The sequence below is a fragment of the Sphingobacterium detergens genome, from assembly GCF_003610355.1.
In the GTDB taxonomy this organism is placed as follows: domain Bacteria; phylum Bacteroidota; class Bacteroidia; order Sphingobacteriales; family Sphingobacteriaceae; genus Sphingobacterium; species Sphingobacterium detergens.
Genome location: NZ_RAPY01000001.1, coordinates 37,590 through 62,125, shown reverse-complemented (window position 1 = coordinate 62,125; position 24,536 = coordinate 37,590). Strand labels below are relative to the sequence as shown.

Below are 24,536 nucleotides of genomic sequence, written 5' to 3'. Positions count from 1 at the left end.
ATATCCAAAGTTAAGTAATTACCAACCTTCATTTTGTTTTAAATTTTTATTTTGTACAAGTTCCGAAGAAGGAAACGGGTATAAATAATAATACTCCGGAAATGGTGACGGCGCCTTACCTTCGTAAGAGATATACCCTTTTGTCGATCCATTTTCAACTGGGATAGGTGTATTGGCCGGAACATCCACACCTTTAGTAATATATCGGCCCAATTTTGTCGCTACCGCATAATCCATTTTTCTCCATCTTCTGAGATCGTCGAATCGAAAACCTTCTCCCATCAATTCAACTGCCCGTTCCCTACGTATTTCCCAAAGGATGGTATTCACCGATTGATCGCGTGTAGGATCTTGTGGGATTGCAGTTAACTGTAATGGCGCTACACCACCCCGTGCTCTCAATTTATTTATCGTTTGATCAATAATCTGCTGGCTGATTTCGTCTAATTCGTATTTTGCCTCTGCATACCCAACCAAAATTTCACCAAGTCTAAATATTGGTGCATCATTGATATCAACATTTTGGATTCGATTAATTTTATTGCTGAATTTATAGAAACGATAGCCCGTATAACTTACACTATAGGGCTGTCCATTTGTAAAATCTACATAATGGGGTTCTTCTTTCAATATCAGACCTTCCCAGTTCATCCATGGTAACGTTTTATGCTTATCGTCAGATAATGTAGCCATTAAATCTATATATTCCCGATCATTTGGATTATCCGTATATTCCCATAGTAAATTTGTTTTCCCCATTTTTACTCTGTAAGGAGGTGGAATGGTATAGTATAAACGGGTATCCCGATTCCGAAATTCGTCGTAAGCACTTTGATCCCCATCAAATGCAGTACTTGTCCAACGGGTTTGCCCATCTTTCATCAGGTACATATCGACGGCTTTCTTGGTGAGATCCCAACGACCAGCTGAATTACGGGCTCTAGAGGCCAGACCATGTGTAATCTGATTCAATTCATACTGTTTGTAAAGAAATACTTCGTTGACATTAGCCAACGACTCGCTGTTAAAAAGCAAATCATAATTGTTGATCAACGGAATATTATTGACCAAAATCTTCTCCGCAGCTAAAGCTGATAGACGCAGGTATTTTTCAGCATCTTTAAGTTGTCGATATTTACGCCAAGTACCTTCACGCAAACCGAAGCGTGCGGTCAAAGCCAATACAACTTTACGGTTTATCGTATTAGGTCCATCACCGTTTTCTTTGATATTTTCTCCCGCATAGCTTAGCATTTCCAGAATATGAGCAGCGATTTCATCGCGGTCGCTCGGGGTACCATATAAGATTTCCTTATCGCCATCATCGATGGTATGTTCTACCCAGATCGCGCTGCCGAATTTGTTCAACAGGTCCATGTATTGGTAAGCTTTGAAAAAGTACCCGATACTGCGAATATGTTTTTTCTCAGACTCAGACAATTGGCTGGCTTGATCAATATTATCCAAAAGAATATTAATGGAACGAATCTGTATAAATGGATCCTTATAATCTGCGCTCGTTGAAGGAACAACCATACGCTGCCAGATCCAGTCCGAAGTACTATTGGCTTGAGCAGTTGCAAATAAATCGCTGTTCACCTCTGAATCTGGAATTGAAACGTTGTATCCTGGGAAGGTTCCATAAAACTGCCAGGCATACGAAATAAAATTATTGTAGTTAGTGAATGTGCTCTGTTCGGTTAAAGTCCCCTCGGGATCCAGATCCAGTAAATTGCTACAGCTGGATAAGGATGTGCTCAAACCAAGGAAAATGATATATTGGATAAATCTCTTTTTCATAATATTTTACGTTTTTCTAATGATTAAAAAGTAACATTCACACCAAAACTGTATTTTTTCAGGAATGGATAAATCCCTCCCGAACCGATATCTTCTCCATCGGCTTCCATCCCTCTGGGCATATGGTCGGCTTTAAATAGATTTTCACCCGACACAAAGAATTTGATGTTGTTGACCACTTTACTGCGTAAAATTTTATTGTCCACTGTATATCCTACCGTAATATTCCGTACACGCAGATAAGATGCATCTGAAAGATATTTCGTCTGCCGACGCCTATTGGCACTGGTATTTAATCCAGCATTTGCATATATTCTTGCATAGGTCGCATCCGTATTCTCCGGAGTCCAATAATCAAGATTGCCCTTGTAGAGCGTGCCAAACTGATTATTATAGGGCCACATCAGGAAATTATCTAACCAAATATCCCGCTTACCCACCCCCTGGATGAAAACGCTCAGATCAATATTTTTATAAGAAAAATTACTATTTAATCCAAATTGAAAACGTCTATTGCTGTTACCGATGATCTTCATATCGCCCGGATCGGATACCGTATTGGTGCCATTGAAAATAATACCATCTTGGTTCAGATCCGCGTATTTCATGTCACCGGGATTCTGCGCCACTCCCTTGAAAAAAGGTATACCTTCTTTAAGTTTGCCATTCATCAGATTAGCATCCAATGTATTAGGCTGAAAGTCGTCATTTGTATAATATCCATTACTTACATAGCCCCATATCTCACCAATTTCTTTCCCTTTGTAATAACCATCTATCAATCCTGCGCTATTATTGATCTTGGTAATGAATGCCCTATTGTCGGAAAGATTAAAGGTAAACGAATATTTAAAGTCTTTGATTTTGTCCTTCCAGGAAAGTTCGAGCTCCCAGCCTTTCGATTCAAGGTCAGTCACATTTTGAAATGGTGGTGCAGATCCCAAAACTGCCGGTAAATCTGCTCCCTGATAAAGCATGCCAATTGTCTGACGTCTGAACCAATCAAAACTTCCATTCAGTTTACTGTTGAACAATGCAATATCAACACCTAGGTTTAAGGTGCGAACCTTTTCCCAGGAAAAAGTCGAACTGATTAGATTGGGCGGATTGATCGTCAGATAACGGATACCCGTATTAGGGTCTATCCAGTTGGCATTGCCCGTAGTCATTTGTGGAATTGCGGGGAAATAGACCTGATTTTTATCGAGACCCAATACGACTTGGTTGCCTATCTCTCCATAAGAAGCCCTAAATTTCAGCATTGGAATGCTGTTTTTAAGATGCTCCATAAAACCTTCCTCTGCGACGTTCCATCCCGCGGACACAGAAGGAAAAAATCCAAACCTACTATCTTTAAGAAAGCGGGAAGAACCATCCAAGCGACCATTTAGCTCCAAAAGATAACGGTTTTTGTAATCATAGTTAATTCTTCCGAAATAACCCAACACAGCGTACTGACCGAAACTATCGGATGTATTTTGTGTCCCCGTACTTGTCCCTAATGAAGGTGAATTTGGACTCAATATGCCATATCTTGTAGCTGAAAAGGATTCGATATAACTTTTCTCATAATTTGTTCCTACCAGTACTTTCAGATTATGATCTGCTATCGCACGACTATAGCTCGTATAAAAATTTAAGGCATTATAATCTGTCTGCGAATTTGACCGGGTATAAAAATCCTGATTAAATAGATATTCCGTATTGAAATTGTTCGGATTCATATACCTATTTCTATTCTGGGCATTTTTATTGTTTAGATTATTTTTGCTAAAGGTGTACTCTGCGGTTATATTCCAGCCGGGTAAAGGATTATATTCCAATTTTCCAAAAAGCCTAAGATTTTCCTCATATCTACGTGCGGCATCCTCGTACCTAAGGTAATTGTTTGGAGTTCCATAGGGAATAGTTTTTCCATCGTTATCAACGGTTTCACCCGGATTGAGATAGGATCCGAATGTGAGAGCTCTGTAAAACATTTCGCCCATATTTGCTGGAGTCAGGCGATTATCCTTTTTATAAAATACATTGACACTTGCATTAAAATTCTTAAACAGTTCAGCATTCACAAAAGCATTAAAATTATACCTGCTGTAGCTGTCTTTTTTGGTAATCATAATGCCATCTTCATTGCTATACATACCGGATAGCCTATAGGCTATCTTTTCGGAACCGCCCCGGATAGACAGATTGTGTAAATGCTCAAATCCTGTCTGGAACACTTCGTTATAGAGATCGTATTCTTTCAAAGGATATTTTGTATTGTTTATCTCGGCTATACCATCGGCATATTTAGAGGGATTGGTCTGATATTCCTTTAACAGTTCAAGCCAGGTATCCACATTTTGACCTGCCCAATTTGAACTGTTTCCGAAGTCTTTTAATGCCTGAACGAACTCCAAAGGAGTTGCCTTTTCCGGCAAAGTTGACGGCCGGCTCCAAGTTAGATTACTGGAGTAATTGATGCTGGTTGGTTGATTTCGAGTCCCCTTCTTGGTTGTGATGAGTATAACACCAAAAGCAGCTCTAGCACCATAAATTGAAGCCGCAGCCGCATCTTTCAATACAGTGACATTTAGAATATCTTTTGGGTTGACATCATCCATATTCATAGGTACATTATCCACCAAAACCAAAGGAGATCCACCATTAATTGAAGGTAAACCACGAATATTCAATTCGGTTGAAGTTCCCGGACGCCCCCCACCAAATGTCACTTGAAGCCCCGGTAATGCACCTTGTAAGGCTTGGGAACTACTCGTTACCGGCCTATCGCCCAATACCTTTTCCATATCAACGGAAGCCACAGATCCAGTAAGATTTGCCCTCTTCTGTGTACCATAACCAACGACAACAACCTCTTCTAAAGAGGTTAAATCTTCTTGTAAGGTAATCGCCATAAAAGATTGACTAACTGAAACTTCCTGACTTATAAAGCCGACATTACTAACGAGCAGTACTGCATTGGGGCCACTTACTCTGAGCGTAAATTCGCCTTTGTCATTGGTACTTGTACCGCGATCCTTGTCCTTTTCAACCAAGGTTACACCAGATAGCGGAAAGCCCTGACGATCCACAACTTTTCCTTTGATATCGAGACCTTGTAGTGATTTAGCATTAACGGTTATCACATAAGTATTCTCGCTCGTGTTTTCCATTCGAAGCTGAAATCTATTCAGCAATGGCGCCAAAGCATTGTTCCAATTTTGATTTTCGACAGAGATTAAAGGTAGGTTTTTATCATCTACAACATTGTCAAAATAGATGAATTTAACTTTGGTTTGTTTTTCAATTGTTTTCAACACAGTTTTAAGATCAGTATTCCTGATTTTTAAAGATACCTTCTCTTGAGCTTTGGTGCTTATTCCGAAAACCTTTACGGTAAATGCAAAAGTGAGCGCTAGCGTTAATTTTGTCATTAATGCATATTTAATGGTACTTGATTTTCGTACAAAAAATACCTGACCATGTAAATTATTTTTCATAGTTTTAATTTGATTATGGAACCATAGAGTACATTATCTTTCTCAGGGACCTTGTACTCTTTATTTCATGAACTTAGAGGATACATCAACTGGTGTATCCTTTTTTTGATAGGTTATGTATAGTCTTTATTCATCGTTTATTTAGGGTTAATATAGAATAATTGTGTCATTTTCATGTTTAACACGTATAGCTGGATTAGCCAGTGTAATAGTCTTTAAAGCCATGTCAAGATTATAACCTTCCATAGTTCCTGTGAACGTCGTATTTTCAAGCTCCGTATTGTTAATTATAATATTTCGATTATACCATTTGCTAATTTTAGAAGCGACGATAGACATCGGATCGCCTTCAAACGAGAGCTTATTTTCAAGCCACAAAGTCTCTGATGGCATTTTTTCCCCTTCTTGAATTTGGAGTTCTGTACGTTGTACCAATGGAATGCGAGTTTTTCGCAAGGCCTGCTGAACTAATTTTTCCGCAATAGTTATTTTTTCACCCGGTATCATACGGTAGGTTTCGCCATTCGTTCTATCTGTCATTTCGATCGCACCTTCTACGAGTGAGGTCTGTATTTTATGCTCGTCAGGATATGCTCTGATATTGAACTTGGTGCCAAGAACCTTCACTTCAGCGTCTTTGTATGACACAATAAAAGGATGCCTTTTGTCTTTCGCTACCGAGAAGAAACCCTCGCCAATTAATTTGACATGACGATCCTTTTTGTTGAAACCTTTGGCCAAATAAAGTTTACTATCTCCATTCAGCCAGACCGTACTGCCATCTGGAAGATTAAGAATTCTCTTCTCTCCTTTAGCACTACTATAATGCATTCCATACTCAATGGATCTCGCTTGATGTTTATACCACCAAATGCCGGTGGAAAGGATAATTAGTACAGAGGCAGCGGCTAAATAAAAAGGATAGCCCACTTGCTTAACTTTTAATTTCAGCGTCTCAAATAAAGATAAGCGTAACGACGGAGTCGCGATCTCCTCGGATTTCACTGTGTTGATTTCTGACTCAGTGCTTTCTATCTGTTGCCATATTTGATCAAATGCGGATTCAGTATTTGGGATACTCGATTGCGAAGATTGAACTTTACTTACAATAAAATTATAAAGAACTTTATTTCGACTATCTTCATTGATCAATTTCTCCAAAAGCCGCTTTTCTTCAGGATTTAGTGTTCCCTCAAGCTGTCTATTTAATAAATCTAGAAATTGATCTTGGTTCATAGTTCCTTTTGATTCTTTAAAATAAGAGCCAAAAGAGGATGAATGTCACCAATTGAAAATGAAATAAAACTTCAAACAACTGTATACTAGCTATTTATTTTTTTTAAAGAAATTGATTCTCTTAGGCGACGCAGGGCAAGCTGTATATGCCGATCCACTGTATTTTTGGAAATTTCCATAATAGCGGCCGTTTCGTGGTACGTACAGCCAAGGTCTTTTACGAGGGTAAAAGCCATTTTGCATTTTGAGGGCAGTTCCTCAATAGTTTGTTGTATAATTTTCAGATTCTCATTTGATATATATTCCTGTTCAACACTTGGAGATTGATAATTGAAATCAATAATCTCAGAAATATCAACATGAGAGGGTTGTCTTTCAAGATATTTTATGGCATTGTTTCTAACAGACCTAAAGAGATAAGTTTTAATATTTTCTATTTCCATTAACTTATCTTCCAATAGCCACAATTTCATAAATATCTCTGAGATAATATCTTCTACCGGTTCCGACGACTTAATTATGGCGACACCAAACTCATATAGATCGGGGTGAAAACTTTTGAATAAGGTTTTAAATGCAACCTGACTTCGATCGAACGCTATTGCATATCGCAATTCATTCCATAGGAAGGGGGCTTGATTAAAATCCTGCATTTATTTATGAAAAATGGTCTATATAAAATAAAGATATTAATTTTTACACATATACAAGAATACAAAAACCATACTTTTTTAGCCAAATACTATTTTTGGTTTGCTAATTGTTTCAGTTAACTAGATTGCATATAACTGTTCAGTTGGTACAGACCCTCCTTATATAAAATGTATAAATTCTTAATTGAATTTATACATTTTATCCTATTCATTAGACAAGGCAACCTTTATAGCAAAGCTTCCGAGACCGCATAACTGTCTTCCAAGAGCGTATATTCGATAATTTTATGGTTGTGTATCCTCAAGTGAATAAAGAATACAGAACTGACCAACCTTCCTGTTTCCAACATCTTGGAGGTAAAATTCCCTTTTATAATAGCCTGTTCTTCGTTGGTCAATACTGTCTGTATTGCAGCCGTTACGGGTTCTACAGCTGACCACAATAGCTTAAAAAGTTGTTCCACCTCCGGTTTTGAACTTCTCGATCCCAGCCATTTTATCTTTGCTGTATTGCCCGGAATTTCCAGGTAAAACTCTTCAGCAAAAAGATCAACCAGGTTTTTCAGTTCTCGCCGCTGCAAGCTAGCTAGGAAGGTATCCACAAAAGCATTGATATTTTCCATCTCAAATAGTGTTTAGATTTCTGTTTTGCAAATAAGCCATCATTCCAACCCATACGGCAACAGCTAGGATCATAACAGAACCTATAATACTGATTGTATAAAATAAGGAGATGACAGCAATAACGCTGGCAATAACCCAAATAACATCTAGCGTAATGATAAATTTGGTCCAGCTTTTCGAGATAATTTTCTTCATAGCCGTTGCCAGTACAAATACAGAAAACACGATCAGGAAACCTCCCACCAAGGTAAATGGGCTACTGTGTGGTGTTTTAAATAGTTGTGTAAATAAAGAAGGCATGGTCGCTAATAAGATCCCGGTCATTCCTGAGCTGATCGCATTGGTCAGCAATACATTTTTTAGTGTCATAATTTCTATCTTTTTGTTACTCAAAAGTACTGCTGTACGGACGGCTTTGGATTATCTATAAGCGACAGGGTATTGACATTATGCGACAATCAGATACAAACTGTAAAACATATCATTAGATTTACAGTATGAATTATAGACAGACCATGTTGCAAGCCTTAATTGCCTTTTGTGGCGAGCGTGGGCTAGATAATGCTAAAATTACTGCATTATCAGGGTTTTCGATTGCCCAGTTAATGAATGGCTCCAGGTTTGATATCTCCGATCAACAGGTGGAAAATCTGTGGAAGAACATTGTTCAGTTTTCCAAAGATGAGCTGATAGGCTTGCATTTTGGAGCCACAATGCAGTTAGCGGCGCTAAATATTGTCGGACAGATTATCCAGACGAGCAGCACCGTGAAAGATGCTCTTCTACAAGTACGATCGATGATGCACGTAGTCACGGATCTTTATACAATGGAAATAGAACTCGGACCTAAAACATGTGTCATCCAATACCTTAAAAATATAGGTTTTGACCATTTCCAGATGACCCAAAGACAATTCGGGGACTTCCTGATAGCGTTTACAATTTATGAATTGAAAGGGCTGTTGCTTAAAAATCTGAAACCCACGAAGGTTGGTCTACCAAGCTTTCAGAAAGATCGCTACATGGACTATGAGATAATTTTGAAATGTCCAATAGGAAAAGCAGAACATTATACAGTAGAATTTCCCAGAGAATACCTGGACTTTCCGATCATTACAGCCAACTATGAGGTGCAAACTTTGCTCATTAACCAAATGAACAAATTGCAAAATCCAAACGAGTTAACAGGTGCTCTTTCCAAGAGGATATTCAACTACCTTCTAGCGAACTCTTACCTTTACTCACTCTCGATCGAAGCGGTAGCCGGAAATTTCAATGTCAGTGTAAGGACTTTACAACGTAAACTCAAGGATGAGGGAGCTTCTTATGTACAAATTGTTGAAGAGGTGCGTAAGTCACTGGCTGTCCATTACATGCAAAACAGTAATTCTTCCATAAAAGAAATTTCAACCATTTTGGGCTACGCTGAGCCAAGTGCCTTCGTTCGGGCATTTAAAAAATGGACAGGGAAAACACCTACAGAATATCGAACAGCTGGTCTCTAGATTTTTATGGTGTTACAATAATATAAAAATTATAAGAATATCCGTGTTTTAGCCTTTTCCAATGGCTAATGTAAAACCACTTAGTTAGAGCTTGAACCAAGAACAAAATATTTATCCAATTCACAATGTAAAAAAGATGAAAATTAATGTATTTTAATTGATTTTTAAACTTGAATGATTAAAATAGTCAAAAATATAATCTGAATTCTTATGAGTTTTACAAGAACTATTATTGTCGCGATTTTAGGTTTTATAAGCCTCCGTTATATTAATCAACAGCAGTATGGAACTTCGTTTATAGCTGATTTCTTTTGGATATTCATTCTAATATGTGATATCCTATTAACCATTTTTGTAATTTTCAAGGATGTCCAAGGATACAAAACGAGTAAAAAGTTAGGTTCTTTTTTGCTAACACTTGTGTGCGTATGTATCACGATCACTGCCTTTTTACTAAATCATAGTGTAAAAAAGGAACTCAATAGGCCTGTTTTCATGGAATTATATTTTAACGGTGATATAAATGGTATTGGTATTAGGCTACGGAGTGATAGTACTTACATTTATGAAAGTGTATTTTTGGTTGGCTCGGATATTTCATATGGAAGGTACAAGACCACTGACAGTACTATAACGTTAGATCCTCCTTTCAAAGGCTCAAAAATTGATTATCATAACTTTAAGCTTATGCCAACAGCGAATGGAATACAGGCAAGTCCCATAGATAAGAACAATAATATTCTTAGCCCCTACTACAATTTTAATGTCATTGACCATAGGAAATAATTCCTGATCTAAACAAACTATTTCTAGCCTTTCATACAAATAAACATGGTCGTGCAACAAAAGAAAAAAATGAGTATTTACTAGAATATATCAGCCCCATTTTTGGGTGAAGCTGATATATCTATATATAGAGTTTAATAATACAGTCCCAACATATATTTTGAAGTGACACGCAAACCTATTAGAATGAAACCTTACCCCATTCTATTTATCACAAATCATCAAAGATTTCTTGAATGACTCTCCAAAAGAATTGATTGATAGACAGGTTACATTGGAAATAAAGGCTCTCCTACGCAGCACAAATTTATCCATTAAAGAGATTGCCTACCGTCTCAATTTTGAAGACATTTCGTATTTGACACGTTATTTTAAGAAACAAACAGGTATGACATTAACGCAATACAGAAAATAATTTATGGGAACGCCTTATCATTCCCAGACCTCCCATTCCCCACGCTGGAAATCATACTTTGCGTATTCCCCACTGTCAGTAAATTCTGAAGCGACCATTCCTACTTCAAAAATTGAGTTTTCATTCCAGCTTGCTGTAAAGTAGAGGGCATGTCCTGTTAATAAGGCGATGCCAAAATCGCCATCGGAATGGCTAAAATGTAGACCATGATCATCCTCTCCTGTGATCTTGTAGTTGTAGCCTAAAAGTCGCTCTTTAAGCTCTTGAAACTGTTGTCCAGTAAAAGGAACAAGGTTTTCCTCTTTTTCGAAAAAATCCGCATCATGAGCATTTTCCTCCCTTGCCTTTGTTTCAGTCCTGTATAGTGAAATATCGTAACTCATCTGTTTTGAAATGCTTTTATTATTCTTTTTCAATTGGCATATTTGACAAATGCTGACCGAGTCTTGTGGTACGCTATAAGATCTCTTGTAACGCCTTAAACCCCAAAATACCATTATTCAATTTTACTCATAGCCCTTCCAGCAACCGAAATATGCAATTTTAATTTGCTTTATAAATATAGTAAGTAATGATCCTGAATACCAGATAGATTTATGATTCGGGGGGTAGGACTTAATATCTGTCCAAAATAATCGATTATTTGCAGCATCATTAATTTCAAACTAAGCTTCTTGAATAGACCACACATATCGATTGTAGAGATCTATCGCAACTTGAGGCGAACTTCAATCAATCGATGAGGTTGCGCCTCGAAGTAGGACAAAAATCAGCGGTAGAGTTCTTCCCGTAATTCCACCAAAAGTTTTGTCAGCATAGCCTGATCCGGTGCAACTGGAAGCATGCTCGATAAAGAAAGATCCTGTATCTCTTTAGAAAGCTGTTGGGAGCGCAGAAAAAGTTCCTCATAACTGTATGTTCCACTTTTAATGAGCAGGAGCTCTTCCCTATTTGGCCGATGTACATGCAATTCACCATTGAACAAGATCTCTTTTGCCTGTTCCAACAAGCGGATCGTGTGCATCATGTTTTTGGCATCATACCCCTGACCATGGCCCACTGTGCCCTGAAAACGAACCTCATTGCGTTTGGCCACCCAAGTAAAGTACTCATTGTAAGTCTTACAATAGGAAGAATAGGCTTCATGGTTAACAAAGAGATATGCACTGGACGTTTGGTCCTTTGCAATCGAGCTACAGGAGACCTCATCGCTTGCTGTGGATGAGATAATACCTTTGTATCCGAACTTTCCTGTCAAATCATAAAACAATGCATACATACCTTTGGTATGATCTATCTTTGCCAATCCACAATTTTCCTGTTTCCATTGGCGATTGACCAACCATTGTTTCAACTGTTGACTACCATTCCCTTCGATTACAAAACAGAAATCAAGCAAGCTTTTACGTTCCTTGTCCATGGGGTTGTTAATTTTCTTGTTCAATCCTTTCGCCTTATGTACCTGAACCATTGCGTATTGGGCAAAAGTAGTCACCGCCTCGCGAGTCATAAATCCCTGAATCTTAAACCGTTCAAAGATCGGATCTTTGTATAAGAGACATTCATCAGTACTGGCCAGAAGCTCCAATATATTGGGATTGCTTTTGGAAAGGAGTTCCACAAAACGCCCCAATTCATAATAAACCTCATCATTACTCGAATTGGCAACTTGAGCAATATATTTATTTCCAAAAAAATATTCGCGCGGTAAATAAAAGACACCCTTGATATCTGTATCCGAAGTAGCGGTCGCCAGTCCATAAGCCCGACTTCCGACCACTGCCTCAAACAGGATTAGTCCATTATCCCGAAGTTCATGTATAGTCATTTCAGTATAGTTTTAAAGTAATCTTCAAGCCCCTCCTTATGGAGCTTAACCATTGGAAGATCATGCACTTCATGTTCCAAATGATTAAATCTTTCTTCCAGATAATCTTTTATTATTGCGGGACAACTAAAGTTGAAACCTTCGTCTACCTCACTCTTCAATTGTACTAATTTCGCGACTTCGGTTCGTATCCCCTCAGGCATTAATCCAGATAAATCGACTAAAGCCATTGGTGCATAAGAACGGTAGGTGATACACCACTCTGCAGCCAGCAAAGATCGCAAGATATAAAATAGGGTCTTGAGTCGTATAGTCCCACCGCAGAGATCGCCGATCTTACTACGAACTATTCCCAGATAATGATGCGCTTGTCTGCGCGCACTAAAATAGTCTTCGATCAATAGCAGAAAACCTTCTTTAAATCCGGAAGTTTCATGATATACAATTGGTGACTGTATCCATTCGAATGGGCTAACATTGCTTTTGTACAACAACGTCAGTACTTTAATTAGATCCCAACCAGATATATCCAGTTCTCCGGTTATCGGATAGCGCAATTCTGTTTCCAACGGAAAAACGCTGGAATAATCTGAAGGTTTCCTTATGTAGAAAAACCGAACATCATAATCACTATCTGTTGAAGGGAATCCCCAACCACGACTCCCCGATTCACAGGCAAACAGTATACTTATACCTTCTATTTCCGCTATTTCATTTAGCCTATTTTTTATCTTTGTTTCCATGTTTGATACTTTTATGTGTTTTTCCTTTTTCGTTGTCACAAATATCAAACTGGGATACTGTAGCCTTTTTGCGTATCCAAAAAAACAGATAAAAATTCTTATATCTAACTTATTTACAGCAAGATATTTTTACATAAAAAAAAACACGTCACTAAGCTATTTCTAAAGTACGCAGGTAGAATACGTAGTAATGATGAAAAGAAATATTAGATCATACATTCACTGACTTTCTTTCCAACGGTATGACGATTTTTATCTATATAATCTAAAAGGGATCGAGGTATCTTACAATCTTTATCCAGCACATCAAATTGTATTTTTAAACATTGGAACAAATAAAATTTTCTATTCTCCAATAGATAGAGAAATGCTACATCTCCAACTTTTAAGTGTCCCTTTTTCTTCGAACAAACCAAGACCCCAAGATCAGTTGTAGAAGCAATACTTTCAGCAATAAGTCGTAAGGTATTTTTATTTTTCAGATAGTTATGATAATTGGAATCTTTAATAAGAGAATTGCTTTTTTTATTCCACTTGAGCGCGATATTATCAGCAATTTTCACCAATACCGTATCAGAAATGAGCTTATTAGCGTCTGTTGTCCCATTCAGATCCTGCTTCGCATAGACATAATTTACGCGAGCATCTTTCTTAAAATAATTAAAAAACAGTAGTGAGCATACAATATATAATAACTTTTTTTCCATCGCGTAGTATCTCTTAGTACAATACGTATCTTATTGTTTGATTTGATTATTTTTTGATCACCCATTTTTTTGATCAAGAACAACGCTTTTTATATAACTCATTTTCAGCTAAATTACATGGTAGTACCTACAAAAATCAGAGGTTCAGCTAACGTAAATCTGCAAATAAAATAAAAACTATTTTGTACAGATCGATAGCTGCCATAACACGATTGATATCCGCACCGATTGAGTAAATTTATGTAAGATGTTACTTCCCGAAATCACGATGACAGGCAGCTTACCGTGTTTATCTGAGGCCCAAAGATCTCGAAATGCGTGGTCCCTCATTATGAATTTGGTATGCATTTCCAGCATATATTCCGAAAACAATGAGCAAGTTCCCTTTTATTTAACTTGTATAGCGATATCTTAAATAATTTTGGTAAATTAAGCAAAAGAAGGCTCGGTCAAGAAAATGTCTACATTGAAATTTATAAATCACTGGGCATCGTAACCAATTGCTGCTTTCCACAAAGAACAATACAGAAACCAACTCAATAATTGAGAAACGGAGGGAAATTAATGAATATAAAAATTATTGGGTCAGGTAGCTATCTTCCGGACAATAAAATCAATAACGCGAATTTTGAAGATCGTATTTTTTTGGATGAGGCTGGTGAGCCTATCAAATACCCTGAATCCATTATAGGTAAGTTTAAAGATATTACTGGCATTGAGGAACGTCGTTATGCAAATAATGATCAGGTTGCTTCTGATCTAGCGTCTATTGCCGCAGAGCGGGCAATCACTAATGCAGACATCGATCAAGAGACACTTGATTATATTATCGTCGCACATAACTATGGCGATGTACCCTATGGAAAAGTTCAATCCGATACTGTTCCCAGTCTGGCAACACGCGTCAAGAAAAAATTAGGTATACGAAATCCACATTGTATCGCCTATGATCTTTTGTTCGGTTGTCCGGGCTGGAATGAAGGCGTGATACAAGCTAATGCGTTTATCAAATCAGGCATGGCTAAACGCTGTATGGTTATCGGTACCGAGACTCTTTCCCGTGTCGTAGATCCATACGATCGTGATTCAATGATCTATGCTGATGGTGCTGGCGCAGTTATCGTAGAAGCTACAACAGAGGAGGCAGGATTACTATCTTTTGAAAGTGCAACTTATGCATTTGATGAGGCCGACTATCTTTATTTTGGAGGCTCCTTTAACAGCCAACATGAAGAAGGCACCCGTTATATTAAGATGAAGGGACGAAAGATATATGAATTCGCTCTGAGTAAGGTTCCTTTAGCCATGCAAGTCTGCATAGAGAAAGCTAATCTTGACATTAATGCCATAAAAAAGATATTAATTCATCAGGCCAATGAGAAAATGGATGAGGCCATTATTTCGCGATTCTATGGATTATATCATATGCAGCCGCCAGAGGATATCATGCCGATGTCTATTCATAAATTTGGGAATAGCAGTGTTGCAACTATTCCAACACTCTATGATTTAATTAGGCAGGGAAAAATTGAAGGACATTCATTCAATAAAAATGATATCATCTTATTTGCCTCTGTAGGTGCAGGAATGAATATCAATGCATTCACCTATAGACTTTAGCAATTCGTCAACATACCTAGTCAATTCACGTTCAATGGGCGAAAACGAAACACGCTCAATCTTATGATAGAAGGCTTATTTAATAGCTAAGAGCGTTTAAAATTTTATATCAAAAGAGCGAGCAAAAGCCTGGTCTAATACTCCACTCTTTATACTCGCTCCAAGTTAATAATCTACCATTAAGTCAAGCTATCTTCTACAATTGCTTATTTCTTTTTTTTACGAAAGACATTATCTGTTAGATCTTTTGAAATTGAGTCCTTTTCTTTTTGATATGACGACTGTGTTTTCTCTTTTGTACTTTTTTCCTTTTTTTGATCTTTACTCATGACTTATATTGTTTACATTGTGAGGGTGTGTCCCATAACCATGGGTCCATGAGTTGTGGGAATTAAACTTGGGTGTGGTTGGTTCTAAACAGAAAATTTCACGATGATATAATTGGAGAAATTTAAAGATAAAACGAGAAGCTTTTATCATGTTTGGTTTGTCGAATGGGGTTATATGAATAACAAACCTTATTCCTAAAGATACAAATAATAACTGATATCCCATCAATCCCAAAGGTTTATTAACAATAGCATAGCTTTATCAGCTCATCTCCTATCCAGAAAATAGCAAGGTATCCAATTTTTGTGTGGTTTATCGCTTGCGGAACTTGCCTTTGATCATTTTGTTACCTTCCTATGAACAGTAATAATGGTATTTATTTCAGTAATTCATATAACTTTATATACTAGCGTATTTCGCAATTTTGAAAAAGATATAATTTCAATAAGATCCTGAAGACAAGAATGCGTTAAACTTTAGGTAATATCCTGAAGGAGAAGCATTCACTCGGAAGAAACGGATTAATTGTATCGATCCTCGGGATTGATTACAAGACTGGAAAATAAATTGATATAGATGAAAATGACATTATCAAATAAAATGGCAACAATAGTAGTAAGCCTCGCAATGTTCTCATCAGCCAATGCTCAAAATAAGCAAAAGCCAATGGTTATTGAAGAACAAGGCAGTTTTGCGATTGGTGGAACAAAGAAAATGGAAGAAGGGAAGTTCGAGCTGAGTAATGCCTTAGCTCCTCAGGGGCAGACATTTCATGCAGACCATGCCTATGTCTATTACCAGATACCCCAGAAGGCCCGAAAATATCCATTGGTATTTTTACATGGCGCAGGACAGTCAAAAAAGACCTGGGAAACAACTCCCGATGGCAGAGAGGGATTTCAAAATATCTTTTTACGCAGGATGTTCCCGGTATATTTAGTTGACCAGCCCAGACGTGGAGATGCGGGTAGAAGTATGGTCGAAACAACTATCAAACCTATTGCAGACGAACAGTTTTGGTTCACACAATTTCGTATTGGCAATTATCCCGACTATTTTCCAAATGTACAGTTCCCCCGAGATACCGCATCGCTGGAACAATTTTATCGACAGATGACACCCAATACAGGACCATTTGACAGTAATGTGATCGCTGGAGCACTCTCTACATTGTTTGATAAAATAGGTGCTGGTATATTGGTAACGCATTCACAAGGTGGCGGCCCGGGATGGTCTACGGCAATTAAAAACAGCCGAGTTAAAGCCGTTGTCGCTTTTGAACCATATAGCAGCTTCATGTTTCCGAAAGGCGAACTGCCACAACCAATCCAATCCACAGGACTTTTTGGTGAGCTCAAAGCTGTTGAAATTCCATTAGCAGATTTCGAAAAACTCACCAAAATTCCCATCGTGGTCTACTACGGAGATAATATTGCCAAACAGCCCAGCAAAGTCTGGAATATGGATCACTGGCGTTCGGGACTAGAAATGGCCAGAATATGGGCGGCAACAATCAATAAACATGGGGGTGACGCCACTGTCGTCCATCTTCCCGAGGCCGGTATTCATGGAAATACACACTTCCCCTTTTCTGACCTCAATAATATTGAAGTCGCCAACCACCTATCAAAATGGCTGAAAGAAAAAAGGTTGAGCCTTTAGGCATCTTATTATCCTGTTATAAACTTAAATTTATGATTTATCGGCCAATAATATATCCACTATCTTAAAATACACTTGTTGAATATCGATATGATCTGTATTGCTAAGTATAACAACGCCTAGTTTCTTTTCGGGAATTAACGAGAGTATGCTCCTATAGCCAATATCTCCTCCCTCATGGACATAATTTACATAGCCTCTATAGGGATAAATAAACCAGCATAGTCCCACTGATAATCCCTGAGCCGGATCAACAGTCACAGAAGGGCTTGTCATTGCCTTAAAAGTGGACGGTGTGATAATTTGTCTATTTTTATATCTTCCTTCATACATATTTGCAATTGCCCAATGTGAAAGCTCTAATACATTTGAAGTTAATGTGGAACTAGGTGCATGTTTCCGATTATAGGGATATACCATACTTATGGACTGTGAGCTGCCCGTATAGGGCACGGTCTGCAAATCCTTACTCATCTTAGGGTAATAAAAATTGCTTTTGTCCATGTCAAGAGGGACTAGAATATTTTCTTCTTCATACTTTTCAAATGATACACCAGAAACTTTAGCGACCACATCTCCTAATACATCAAAGGCAATGTTGCTGTAATTAAAACCTGAGCCCGGATCATACATCAATATAGAATCAGCCAAGCTCCGTGTATACCGTTCTAGTGCCCCTTCGTCTGATTCCGCTTTTTCCCATTCATAATCTGTAACATCTGGGATACCCGAAGTATGATTGAGCATTTGTTTTATAGTAATTTTTCTATACCGCGGATCTTTCATTTTAAAATACGGTAAGTAATGAATTAAGGGCCTGTTGATATCAAGTTTTCCTTGCTCAGCTAATTGCATAACGGCAGTTGCTGTAAATGTTTTAGATATTGAGGCGACATGAAAAAAATGTGAAGGAGTAAGTTTCTCTTTAGCCTGTATATTAGCAAACCCAAATCCTTTCGCGTATATAACATCTTGCCCATTTGTAAGTGCTATCGCAATTCCTGGAATACCCGCCGTATCAATCAATGAACTCAAATAGGAATCTATCTGTTGAGTAGCAATATGATCTTCCTGAATGGCGTTTTCCGATTTTCTACATCCAGTGACCATCAATAAAATAGATATTACGATACATAGAATAGTTTTGTCTGCTTTCATCTTACCTGTTTTATTATTAAGACAAAGTCAAGATGATTTACCCTCGTCGTCAAATCAATTAAATTTAAGATTCGACCAACGGCATAGGTTAGTAAAACTATACGATAATTTTTCTGAGAGTCAAAATACTTGCCCTAGGACAAGTATTTCAAAGTGAATTTCTTGTAGTTTTATATCATAAATCTGCATTTCTATGCCTGTTGTTTTTTCCGTTTCCACTTTAGCATGCCTCATTTTATTTGGACTCGCTTCTCCCAATAAAATGGTGGTGATTCCTATTGCGATATGGGCATTTGCACTCTCAGCGGTGTCATCCCTTAATATTTTTCTGATTTTCCCACCTACTTTTGTACTTGTCTTGGTGAGCGCGCTCTTACTGAGTATCAGTTACTATAGATTATCAAAAAATTTAAGCTTGAACGCTTATTATCTGCTTGGTATCCATATCATCAGACTCCCTATTGAATTCATTATTTTTCAACTTTTTAAGCATAAAATGCTGCCTATAGAAATGACATTTTTGGGTTGGAACTATGATCTATTTTTCGGCATTACTGCCGTTCTATTTTTAATCTTTAGTAGCTTCAATCCAAAAATACTAACATCTGCATTTTTCAAAGCATGGAATATTTTGGGTATCTGTTCACTACTAGCTGTTGTGGTCATTGGTATATTATCATCACCATTACCTTTACAGTCAATAGCATTTGATCAACCTAATATTGCTGTATTACAGTTTCCTTATGTCTTGCTTCCAACAATCATAGTACCTATAGTAATGTTATCACACTTTCACCTGCTGGGAAACAGCGCTATTGCTGAACACCAAGAATAAACTGATGCTAACAACATAGCCTGAAATCAGCATTTTATCGCTTTTGCTGCAAATTGAACACGGTACCAGCAGGGTCGGTAATCCAATGCATATTTTCCGGAAGTTCCTCAATTTCGTCACAGGTTTCCACCCCACTTGACAATAGATAATCGGTCGCTTCAGCAACATTCGGAACAGTAAGCTGCAACCAAGTTTCGGAATGGGTGTAGTTATCTACACAATCCAGCCAAATAATATTGTGCCCAAATTTCACCTCATGTGTCCTGGAGACTGTTGGATTATCGATCGGCTTCTCCTCGACATCCAATTTCAGAATATCCCTGTAAAAAGCTACCGTCTTTTCATATTTATTTTTGGGAATTTTTATGGCAATATTAATCCCAGCTTCAAATTTTGTGTTCATATTTACTATTTTTAACAAGAATACAAGATAAATAATTTATTTAGTCAAGACGCTTGCCCTATGGCAAGATTTGGTTCAGACAAACAAACTTTTATATGATCCCACAGCTATACACTTTCTTAAAAATCATCTTTATATTTCTTCTTTTTGATATTTTAATATATTTAAGGTTACGCAGACTGGCCGTATGGAAATCACAACCATTAACCGCAAATGTAATCTGGTGGTTATTGAGTATTTTCTCTTATGTCTGCATATTCTTGAATTTATTTTTCGAGTGGAACAATTTTTTCGCCGCTTGTTTCATGTTCTTCCCTATTTCATTATTGCTTGCAAAGACAATCCTTCTTTTCTCCATCGGCGTGGATATACTTTCGATATTTTTTAGAAATATTGGCAGACGACTAACAAACGATAACACAATACCAGATGCAAATAAAAAGACCATAGGAAGATCTGATTTCATTATCAAAAGTGGTCTTTTGTTAAGTAGTATCCCTTTAGTCGCTTTAACCCGTGGTTTTATATCCAATCTCTATGATTACCAAATCAAACAGGTCAATTTGATTTTACCCGATCTTCCAAAATCGTTCGAGGGCAAGATCATCGCTCAGATTTCTGACATACACGCTGGCAGTCTTTATAATTTAAATGCCGTAAAAAAGGGTATAAGCCTATTGCTTTCACAAAAGCCAGATATCATTTTCTTTACAGGAGACCTGGTGAATGACTTTGCCCATGAGATGGATGACTACCTCTCCATATTTGATAAATTAACGGCCCCCTTGGGTGTATTTTCTATTTTGGGAAATCACGACTATGGGGACTATCATTTTAATAGGTTCCATTTCAACAATAAGCGTAAGTTGACCAAACAGCAGAACCTGAGCAATGTAAAAGATATCCATCGCAAACTTGGCTGGCAGCTCCTGTTAAACGAGTCGAAGGAGATTGTCGTAAATAATGAAAAAATCACGCTTGTAGGTGTAGAGAACTGGGGGGCGAACAACCCGCACAACTATGGTGATCTCGATCTGGCCATGTCCAAGGTTGATCCTTCTTCACCTATCAACTTCCTCCTTTCACATGACCCGTCACATTGGAGGGCTGAGGTATTACCAAAATATCCGATGATCGATGTCACCTTTAGTGGACACACACATGGGGGGCAATTCGGCTTTAGCAATCCAGATTATCAATGGAGCCCAATTAAATATGCCTATCGTGAATGGGCCGGTCTGTATCAGGAAAAACATCAATCACTTTATGTGAATGTAGGTTTCGGCTACCTGGATTACCCCAGTCGAGTGGGAATATTACCTGAGATCACGATATTCCATTTAAAAAGTAAGGTTTAATACGATGTCATAGACGACAGTATTAAACCTTACAGAAATAAACAGACGTTTTTTCAAAAAACGGCTTAAAACCTTGAAATTAGGGAATCAATTCCCTACAAACGATCTTTAGACAAAAAACTATGGTCGCAGATGGTATGCTTTGGGCTGAACAAAAGCGCGGATTCCCTGCGCAGATAGGGTTGATCCCAGCCCTGAGTTTTTTCGTCCAGACCAAGGGACGTTGGGACTTACCCGATCACAGCAATTCCAATACACTGTTCCCGTGTTCATTTTTTCCAGTATTGCCATGGCCCTATCCTGATCAGCTGAAAATACGGCTGCAGTCAGGCCATAGGTGGTATCCTGCATTAGATGGATCGCCTCATCATCTGAAGTCACCTTTTGGATGCCGATCAACGGGCCGAAACTCTCCTCCCTCATCAATTCCATGTCGTGATTGCAATGCTCAAAAACTGTAGGTGCATAGTAATAACCTGTATCTTCCAGTGTATGCCCCCCCAGGCGCAAGATTGCTCCCTTTGCAAGCGCGTCTTTTACTTGGGCATCAAGCACAGTCAGCTGAGCGGCTCTGGTTAGTGGCCCGATAAATACATCTTGCTTCATCGGATCTCCAATGGTATAAGAGGCTACTTCTTCAACAAAAGCTTCAACAAACTGATCGTATATCTTGTCCGAGACATAAATCCGCTCAACAGCACAACAGCTTTGTCCATTGTTGTAAAATGCACCTTCTGCTGCTGAAATGGCGGCTTTCTTAATATCTACGATATCATCGGCAACATACAGCGGATCCTTCCCTCCTAGTTCCAATTGGACGGGAACTAATTTATGCGCTACTGTGGTCGCAATATGGAGACCAGTCTTATATGACCCTGTAAAAAAATAGCCATCCAGAGGTAGCTCCAATAATTGCTGGCCAATCTCAGCGTCTCCGACAACACATTTGAATACATCTTGGGGAATACCCGCTTGATACAGGTATTTCTCAAACTGTATACCTGTACCAGTAGCAAACTCCGATGGCTTATAAAGCACGGCATTGCCAGCTACAAGTGCATACAGAAATACATTAAACCCAACATTATAAGGGAAATTCCATGCGGAAATATTGGCGATCAGCCCCAGTGGTTCATACACAATCTTTTCGTGGGTTGCCCCAGTTGTTGTAATGAGTTCCTCGGAAAGCCATTTAACCGCATTTGTCCGAAGATGTTCGATACGGTTCTGCGCCCCCACAATTTCGTTTAGCGACTGGGTAATAGGTTTTCCCGTTTCCTTCGTCAGTATTTCGGCAAGTTCTTGTTTATTGGCCAGAATTAACTGTCCAAACGCAATTATGCAGTCTAAACGTTGTTGTAATGGCACTTTTGCCCAAGAAAGTTGTCCTTTTTTTAAAAGAGCGACCGCTGTATCTAATTCGGATGCTGTGATAACAGGGATCACAGCATCTACCTCCCCCGTAGCGGGGTTTCTAATTTCTATGTTGTTTTGCATGTTCTAGAAAAACATTAAAAATCAATTCTTCATCCAACAGTTCTCCGGCTTGCGTAGCAGAAAACTCCGGATGCCATTGTACACCCATCACTTTACCTGGAGCTGCTTTGGTATATCCAAATGCCTCGATAAAACCATCATCCGAATGAGCGTATACTTCCAAATCTTGTCCAAGCTGTTTGACCGCCTGATGATGTACGGTGTTTACCTTAGGATTAGAGATATGCCCATACAAATCCCCAAGCAAGGTTCCAGGTACAAAGTTTATGGGATGATTAATCGTATCGTATAATTCTGCCGACCGATGGGCTCCTGCTCCAGGTATCTGTGAAGGAATATCCTGATAAAGTGAACCCCCAAAATAGACATTCATCAATTGAAATCCCCGGCAGATACCCAATATGGGCTTCTCCTTCCTGATCGCATAATCCAATATCTTTAGTTCATACTGATCCCGGTAAGCGTCTCCTCTCCACTTCCCTATGGGATCCTCACCGTATTGCGCTGGAGCAATATCGCTCCCCCCTTGAAGGATGATACCATCCATCTGATCAATAATATCCGTCAACAGCTCCCCTTCTAAATCGGGAAGCAGCACCGGAAGTACACCTTTTTTCCCTATCCAACGGGCCATATCATTTTCCATATAGCTCAGTGATTTAGGACCAAAGACAGTACGTTCCTTGTCAGGATAAAAGAAGCAGGCGCTTATACCAATTTTGATCATACTATTTTTTTATTAGAATGCTGTTTCATAAATAGCAAGAAAGTCTTCTGTTGTCACCGGCTTCGGATTTGAAGGATGACAGAAATCCGCGTATGCAAGTTCCGACAATGGTGCAAGATGTTGCTTTTGCACACCTATGGATGATAAACGGCTAGGTAAATCCAGGCGCGTATTCAGTTCAAATAAATAGTCCACGACTTTATCGCCATCGTTATTGCCAATACCGAGCGCTACTGCCATTTTATCAAAACGATCTTCGAATCCCGCATAGTTAAATTGCATACCGTAAGGTAGATTAATAGCGTTGGCAAGTCCATGATGAGTGTCTAACAACGAGGAAAGAGGATGTGCCAGACTATGGACAATACCCAGCCCCTTTTGAAAAGCCACGGCCCCCATGAGTGAGGCCAAAAGCATCTTCGAACGAGACTGTAAATCAGATTCCTTGGTTGCCTTTTCAATAGCTGCTGCCACCATCGCCATTCCCTCTAACGCTATACCATCACACATCGGATGATATCCTTTTGCTAAATAAGCTTCCATATTGTGTGTGAGCGCATCCATTCCTGTAGCTGCTGTGACGAATGCCGGAAGATCCATCGTGAGGAGCGGATCCGCAAAGACTATTTTGGCCATCAGCCTAGGGCTGAACAAAATACGTTTCTTTTTGGTTTCGTCTTCGGAAATAATAGCACTACGACCAACCTCACTTCCAGTACCTGCTGTAGTGGGTACAGTGATTAGATGTGGGATCTCATTGGTTACATAAATATCTCCACCGATAAGATCGTCGTAGTCAAAGAGATCACGATGATGATGTGCACGCAGTGCTATTGCACGCGCAACATCAAGTGCGGCTCCACCTCCAACACCGATGATGGAATCCCTATTGTTCCCCCGATAGACATCCCCACCTTGCAGCACATCGGATTTAACCGGGTTTTTGTGCAAATCATGAAACACAATCACGTCTATCCCTCTGCCCGTCAATTTACGCTGGATTTCCTTAAAAAAAGGAAGTTCGGCAATAGTTGGATCCGTTACCAATAAAGGGCGGTTAAGACCATTGCGCAATAGGTAATCCGGTAATTCATTGATCGCTCCTGCACCAAAACGAATCGGTGTCGGAAAATTAAAACCATAAATTTTATCTGTATCCATCTT

At 38.7% G+C, this 24,536-nt stretch carries 20 protein-coding genes and 1 pseudogene; 6 read left to right on the top strand and 15 right to left on the bottom strand.

The features are described 5' to 3' along the window. Positions 1-18 precede the first annotated feature (18 nt). The 6 genes from DFQ12_RS00315 to DFQ12_RS00290 all read right to left on the bottom strand — a co-directional run bounded on the left by DFQ12_RS00315 (position 19) and on the right by DFQ12_RS00290 (position 8,167). Positions 19-1,800 carry a RagB/SusD family nutrient uptake outer membrane protein gene (locus DFQ12_RS00315; protein WP_120257049.1) on the bottom strand — a complete coding sequence of 594 codons (1,782 nt, stop codon included), beginning with the start codon at positions 1,798-1,800 and terminating at the stop codon, positions 19-21. A 23-nt stretch (positions 1,801-1,823) separates the two neighbouring features. Then, positions 1,824-4,958 (bottom strand): SusC/RagA family TonB-linked outer membrane protein, encoded by a 3,135-nt coding sequence (locus DFQ12_RS00310; RefSeq protein ID WP_425275588.1) that lies wholly within the window; start codon positions 4,956-4,958, stop codon positions 1,824-1,826. A 474-nt stretch (positions 4,959-5,432) separates the two neighbouring features. After that, positions 5,433-6,521 (bottom strand): FecR family protein, encoded by a 1,089-nt coding sequence (locus DFQ12_RS00305; protein WP_120257047.1) that lies wholly within the window; start codon positions 6,519-6,521, stop codon positions 5,433-5,435. Between the two features lie 86 nt (positions 6,522-6,607). Next, complete coding sequence (locus tag DFQ12_RS00300) at positions 6,608-7,174, bottom strand: RNA polymerase sigma-70 factor (protein ID WP_120257046.1); 567 nt, start codon at positions 7,172-7,174, stop codon at positions 6,608-6,610. Positions 7,175-7,401: 227 nt separating this feature from the next. Then, positions 7,402-7,797 (bottom strand): nuclear transport factor 2 family protein, encoded by a 396-nt coding sequence (locus DFQ12_RS00295; RefSeq protein WP_120257045.1) that lies wholly within the window; start codon positions 7,795-7,797, stop codon positions 7,402-7,404. Between the two features lies 1 nt (position 7,798). Next, positions 7,799-8,167 carry a hypothetical protein gene (locus DFQ12_RS00290; RefSeq protein WP_120257044.1) on the bottom strand — a complete coding sequence of 123 codons (369 nt, stop codon included), beginning with the start codon at positions 8,165-8,167 and terminating at the stop codon, positions 7,799-7,801. Between the two features lie 128 nt (positions 8,168-8,295). Between DFQ12_RS00290 and DFQ12_RS00285 the strand changes: the two genes are divergently transcribed. Beyond that, complete coding sequence (locus DFQ12_RS00285; RefSeq protein WP_120257043.1) at positions 8,296-9,303, top strand: AraC family transcriptional regulator; 1,008 nt, start codon at positions 8,296-8,298, stop codon at positions 9,301-9,303. A gap of 988 nt (positions 9,304-10,291) precedes the next feature. Then, positions 10,292-10,504, top strand: a pseudogene (locus tag DFQ12_RS28595) (helix-turn-helix domain-containing protein); the annotation flags it as partial. Positions 10,505-10,521: 17 nt separating this feature from the next. Here DFQ12_RS28595 and DFQ12_RS00270 read toward each other — a convergent pair. The 4 genes from DFQ12_RS00270 to DFQ12_RS00255 form a co-directional block, all read right to left on the bottom strand. Then, entirely contained in the window at positions 10,522-10,887 is a 366-nt protein-coding gene (locus tag DFQ12_RS00270) for a hypothetical protein (RefSeq protein WP_120257040.1), read from the bottom strand. 386 nt (positions 10,888-11,273) lie between these two features. Continuing rightward, a complete protein-coding gene (locus DFQ12_RS00265) occupies positions 11,274-12,332 on the bottom strand; it encodes a DNA polymerase beta superfamily protein (RefSeq protein WP_120257039.1) in 1,059 nt (352 codons plus the stop codon). Next, complete coding sequence (locus tag DFQ12_RS00260) at positions 12,329-13,075, bottom strand: nucleotidyltransferase domain-containing protein (RefSeq protein WP_147420300.1); 747 nt, start codon at positions 13,073-13,075, stop codon at positions 12,329-12,331. The genes DFQ12_RS00265 and DFQ12_RS00260 overlap by 4 nt, the downstream gene beginning before the upstream one ends. A gap of 206 nt (positions 13,076-13,281) precedes the next feature. Continuing rightward, on the bottom strand, positions 13,282-13,782 hold the full coding sequence (locus DFQ12_RS00255; RefSeq protein ID WP_120257037.1) for a hypothetical protein: 501 nt from the start codon (positions 13,780-13,782) through the stop codon (positions 13,282-13,284). Between the two features lie 564 nt (positions 13,783-14,346). Here DFQ12_RS00255 and DFQ12_RS00250 point away from each other — a divergent pair. After that, positions 14,347-15,402 (top strand): 3-oxoacyl-ACP synthase III family protein, encoded by a 1,056-nt coding sequence (locus DFQ12_RS00250; RefSeq protein ID WP_120257036.1) that lies wholly within the window; start codon positions 14,347-14,349, stop codon positions 15,400-15,402. Positions 15,403-16,308: 906 nt separating this feature from the next. Next, positions 16,309-17,394: an alpha/beta hydrolase gene (locus DFQ12_RS00245; RefSeq protein ID WP_120257035.1), complete on the top strand. Its 1,086-nt coding sequence runs from the start codon at positions 16,309-16,311 to the stop codon at positions 17,392-17,394. Between the two features lie 30 nt (positions 17,395-17,424). Here the strand turns inward: DFQ12_RS00245 and DFQ12_RS00240 are convergent, their stop codons facing one another. Beyond that, positions 17,425-18,552 (bottom strand): serine hydrolase domain-containing protein, encoded by a 1,128-nt coding sequence (locus DFQ12_RS00240; RefSeq protein WP_120257034.1) that lies wholly within the window; start codon positions 18,550-18,552, stop codon positions 17,425-17,427. A gap of 193 nt (positions 18,553-18,745) precedes the next feature. Here DFQ12_RS00240 and DFQ12_RS00235 point away from each other — a divergent pair, with 193 nt between their 5' ends. Continuing rightward, the gene (locus DFQ12_RS00235; protein ID WP_147420299.1) at positions 18,746-19,387 is read left to right on the top strand and encodes a hypothetical protein; all 642 of its coding nucleotides are present in this window, start codon (positions 18,746-18,748) and stop codon (positions 19,385-19,387) included. Positions 19,388-19,421: 34 nt separating this feature from the next. Here DFQ12_RS00235 and DFQ12_RS00230 read toward each other — a convergent pair whose 3' ends face one another. Then, on the bottom strand, positions 19,422-19,790 hold the full coding sequence (locus DFQ12_RS00230; protein WP_120257032.1) for a VOC family protein: 369 nt from the start codon (positions 19,788-19,790) through the stop codon (positions 19,422-19,424). 95 nt (positions 19,791-19,885) lie between these two features. Between DFQ12_RS00230 and DFQ12_RS00225 the strand changes: the two genes are divergently transcribed. Further along, positions 19,886-21,148 (top strand): metallophosphoesterase, encoded by a 1,263-nt coding sequence (locus DFQ12_RS00225; RefSeq protein ID WP_120257031.1) that lies wholly within the window; start codon positions 19,886-19,888, stop codon positions 21,146-21,148. Between the two features lie 120 nt (positions 21,149-21,268). Here DFQ12_RS00225 and DFQ12_RS00220 read toward each other — a convergent pair whose 3' ends face one another. Genes DFQ12_RS00220 through DFQ12_RS00210 form a run of 3 tightly spaced genes read right to left on the bottom strand, consistent with a single transcriptional unit; the run spans position 21,269 to position 24,533 of the window. Continuing rightward, entirely contained in the window at positions 21,269-22,645 is a 1,377-nt protein-coding gene (locus DFQ12_RS00220; protein ID WP_120257030.1) for an aldehyde dehydrogenase family protein, read from the bottom strand. Next, on the bottom strand, positions 22,623-23,372 hold the full coding sequence (locus tag DFQ12_RS00215) for a gamma-glutamyl-gamma-aminobutyrate hydrolase family protein (protein WP_120257029.1): 750 nt from the start codon (positions 23,370-23,372) through the stop codon (positions 22,623-22,625). The genes DFQ12_RS00220 and DFQ12_RS00215 overlap by 23 nt, the downstream gene beginning before the upstream one ends. Before the next feature lie 12 nt (positions 23,373-23,384). Further along, positions 23,385-24,533 carry an iron-containing alcohol dehydrogenase gene (locus DFQ12_RS00210; RefSeq protein ID WP_120257028.1) on the bottom strand — a complete coding sequence of 383 codons (1,149 nt, stop codon included), beginning with the start codon at positions 24,531-24,533 and terminating at the stop codon, positions 23,385-23,387. Between the last annotated feature and the right edge of the window lie 3 nt (positions 24,534-24,536).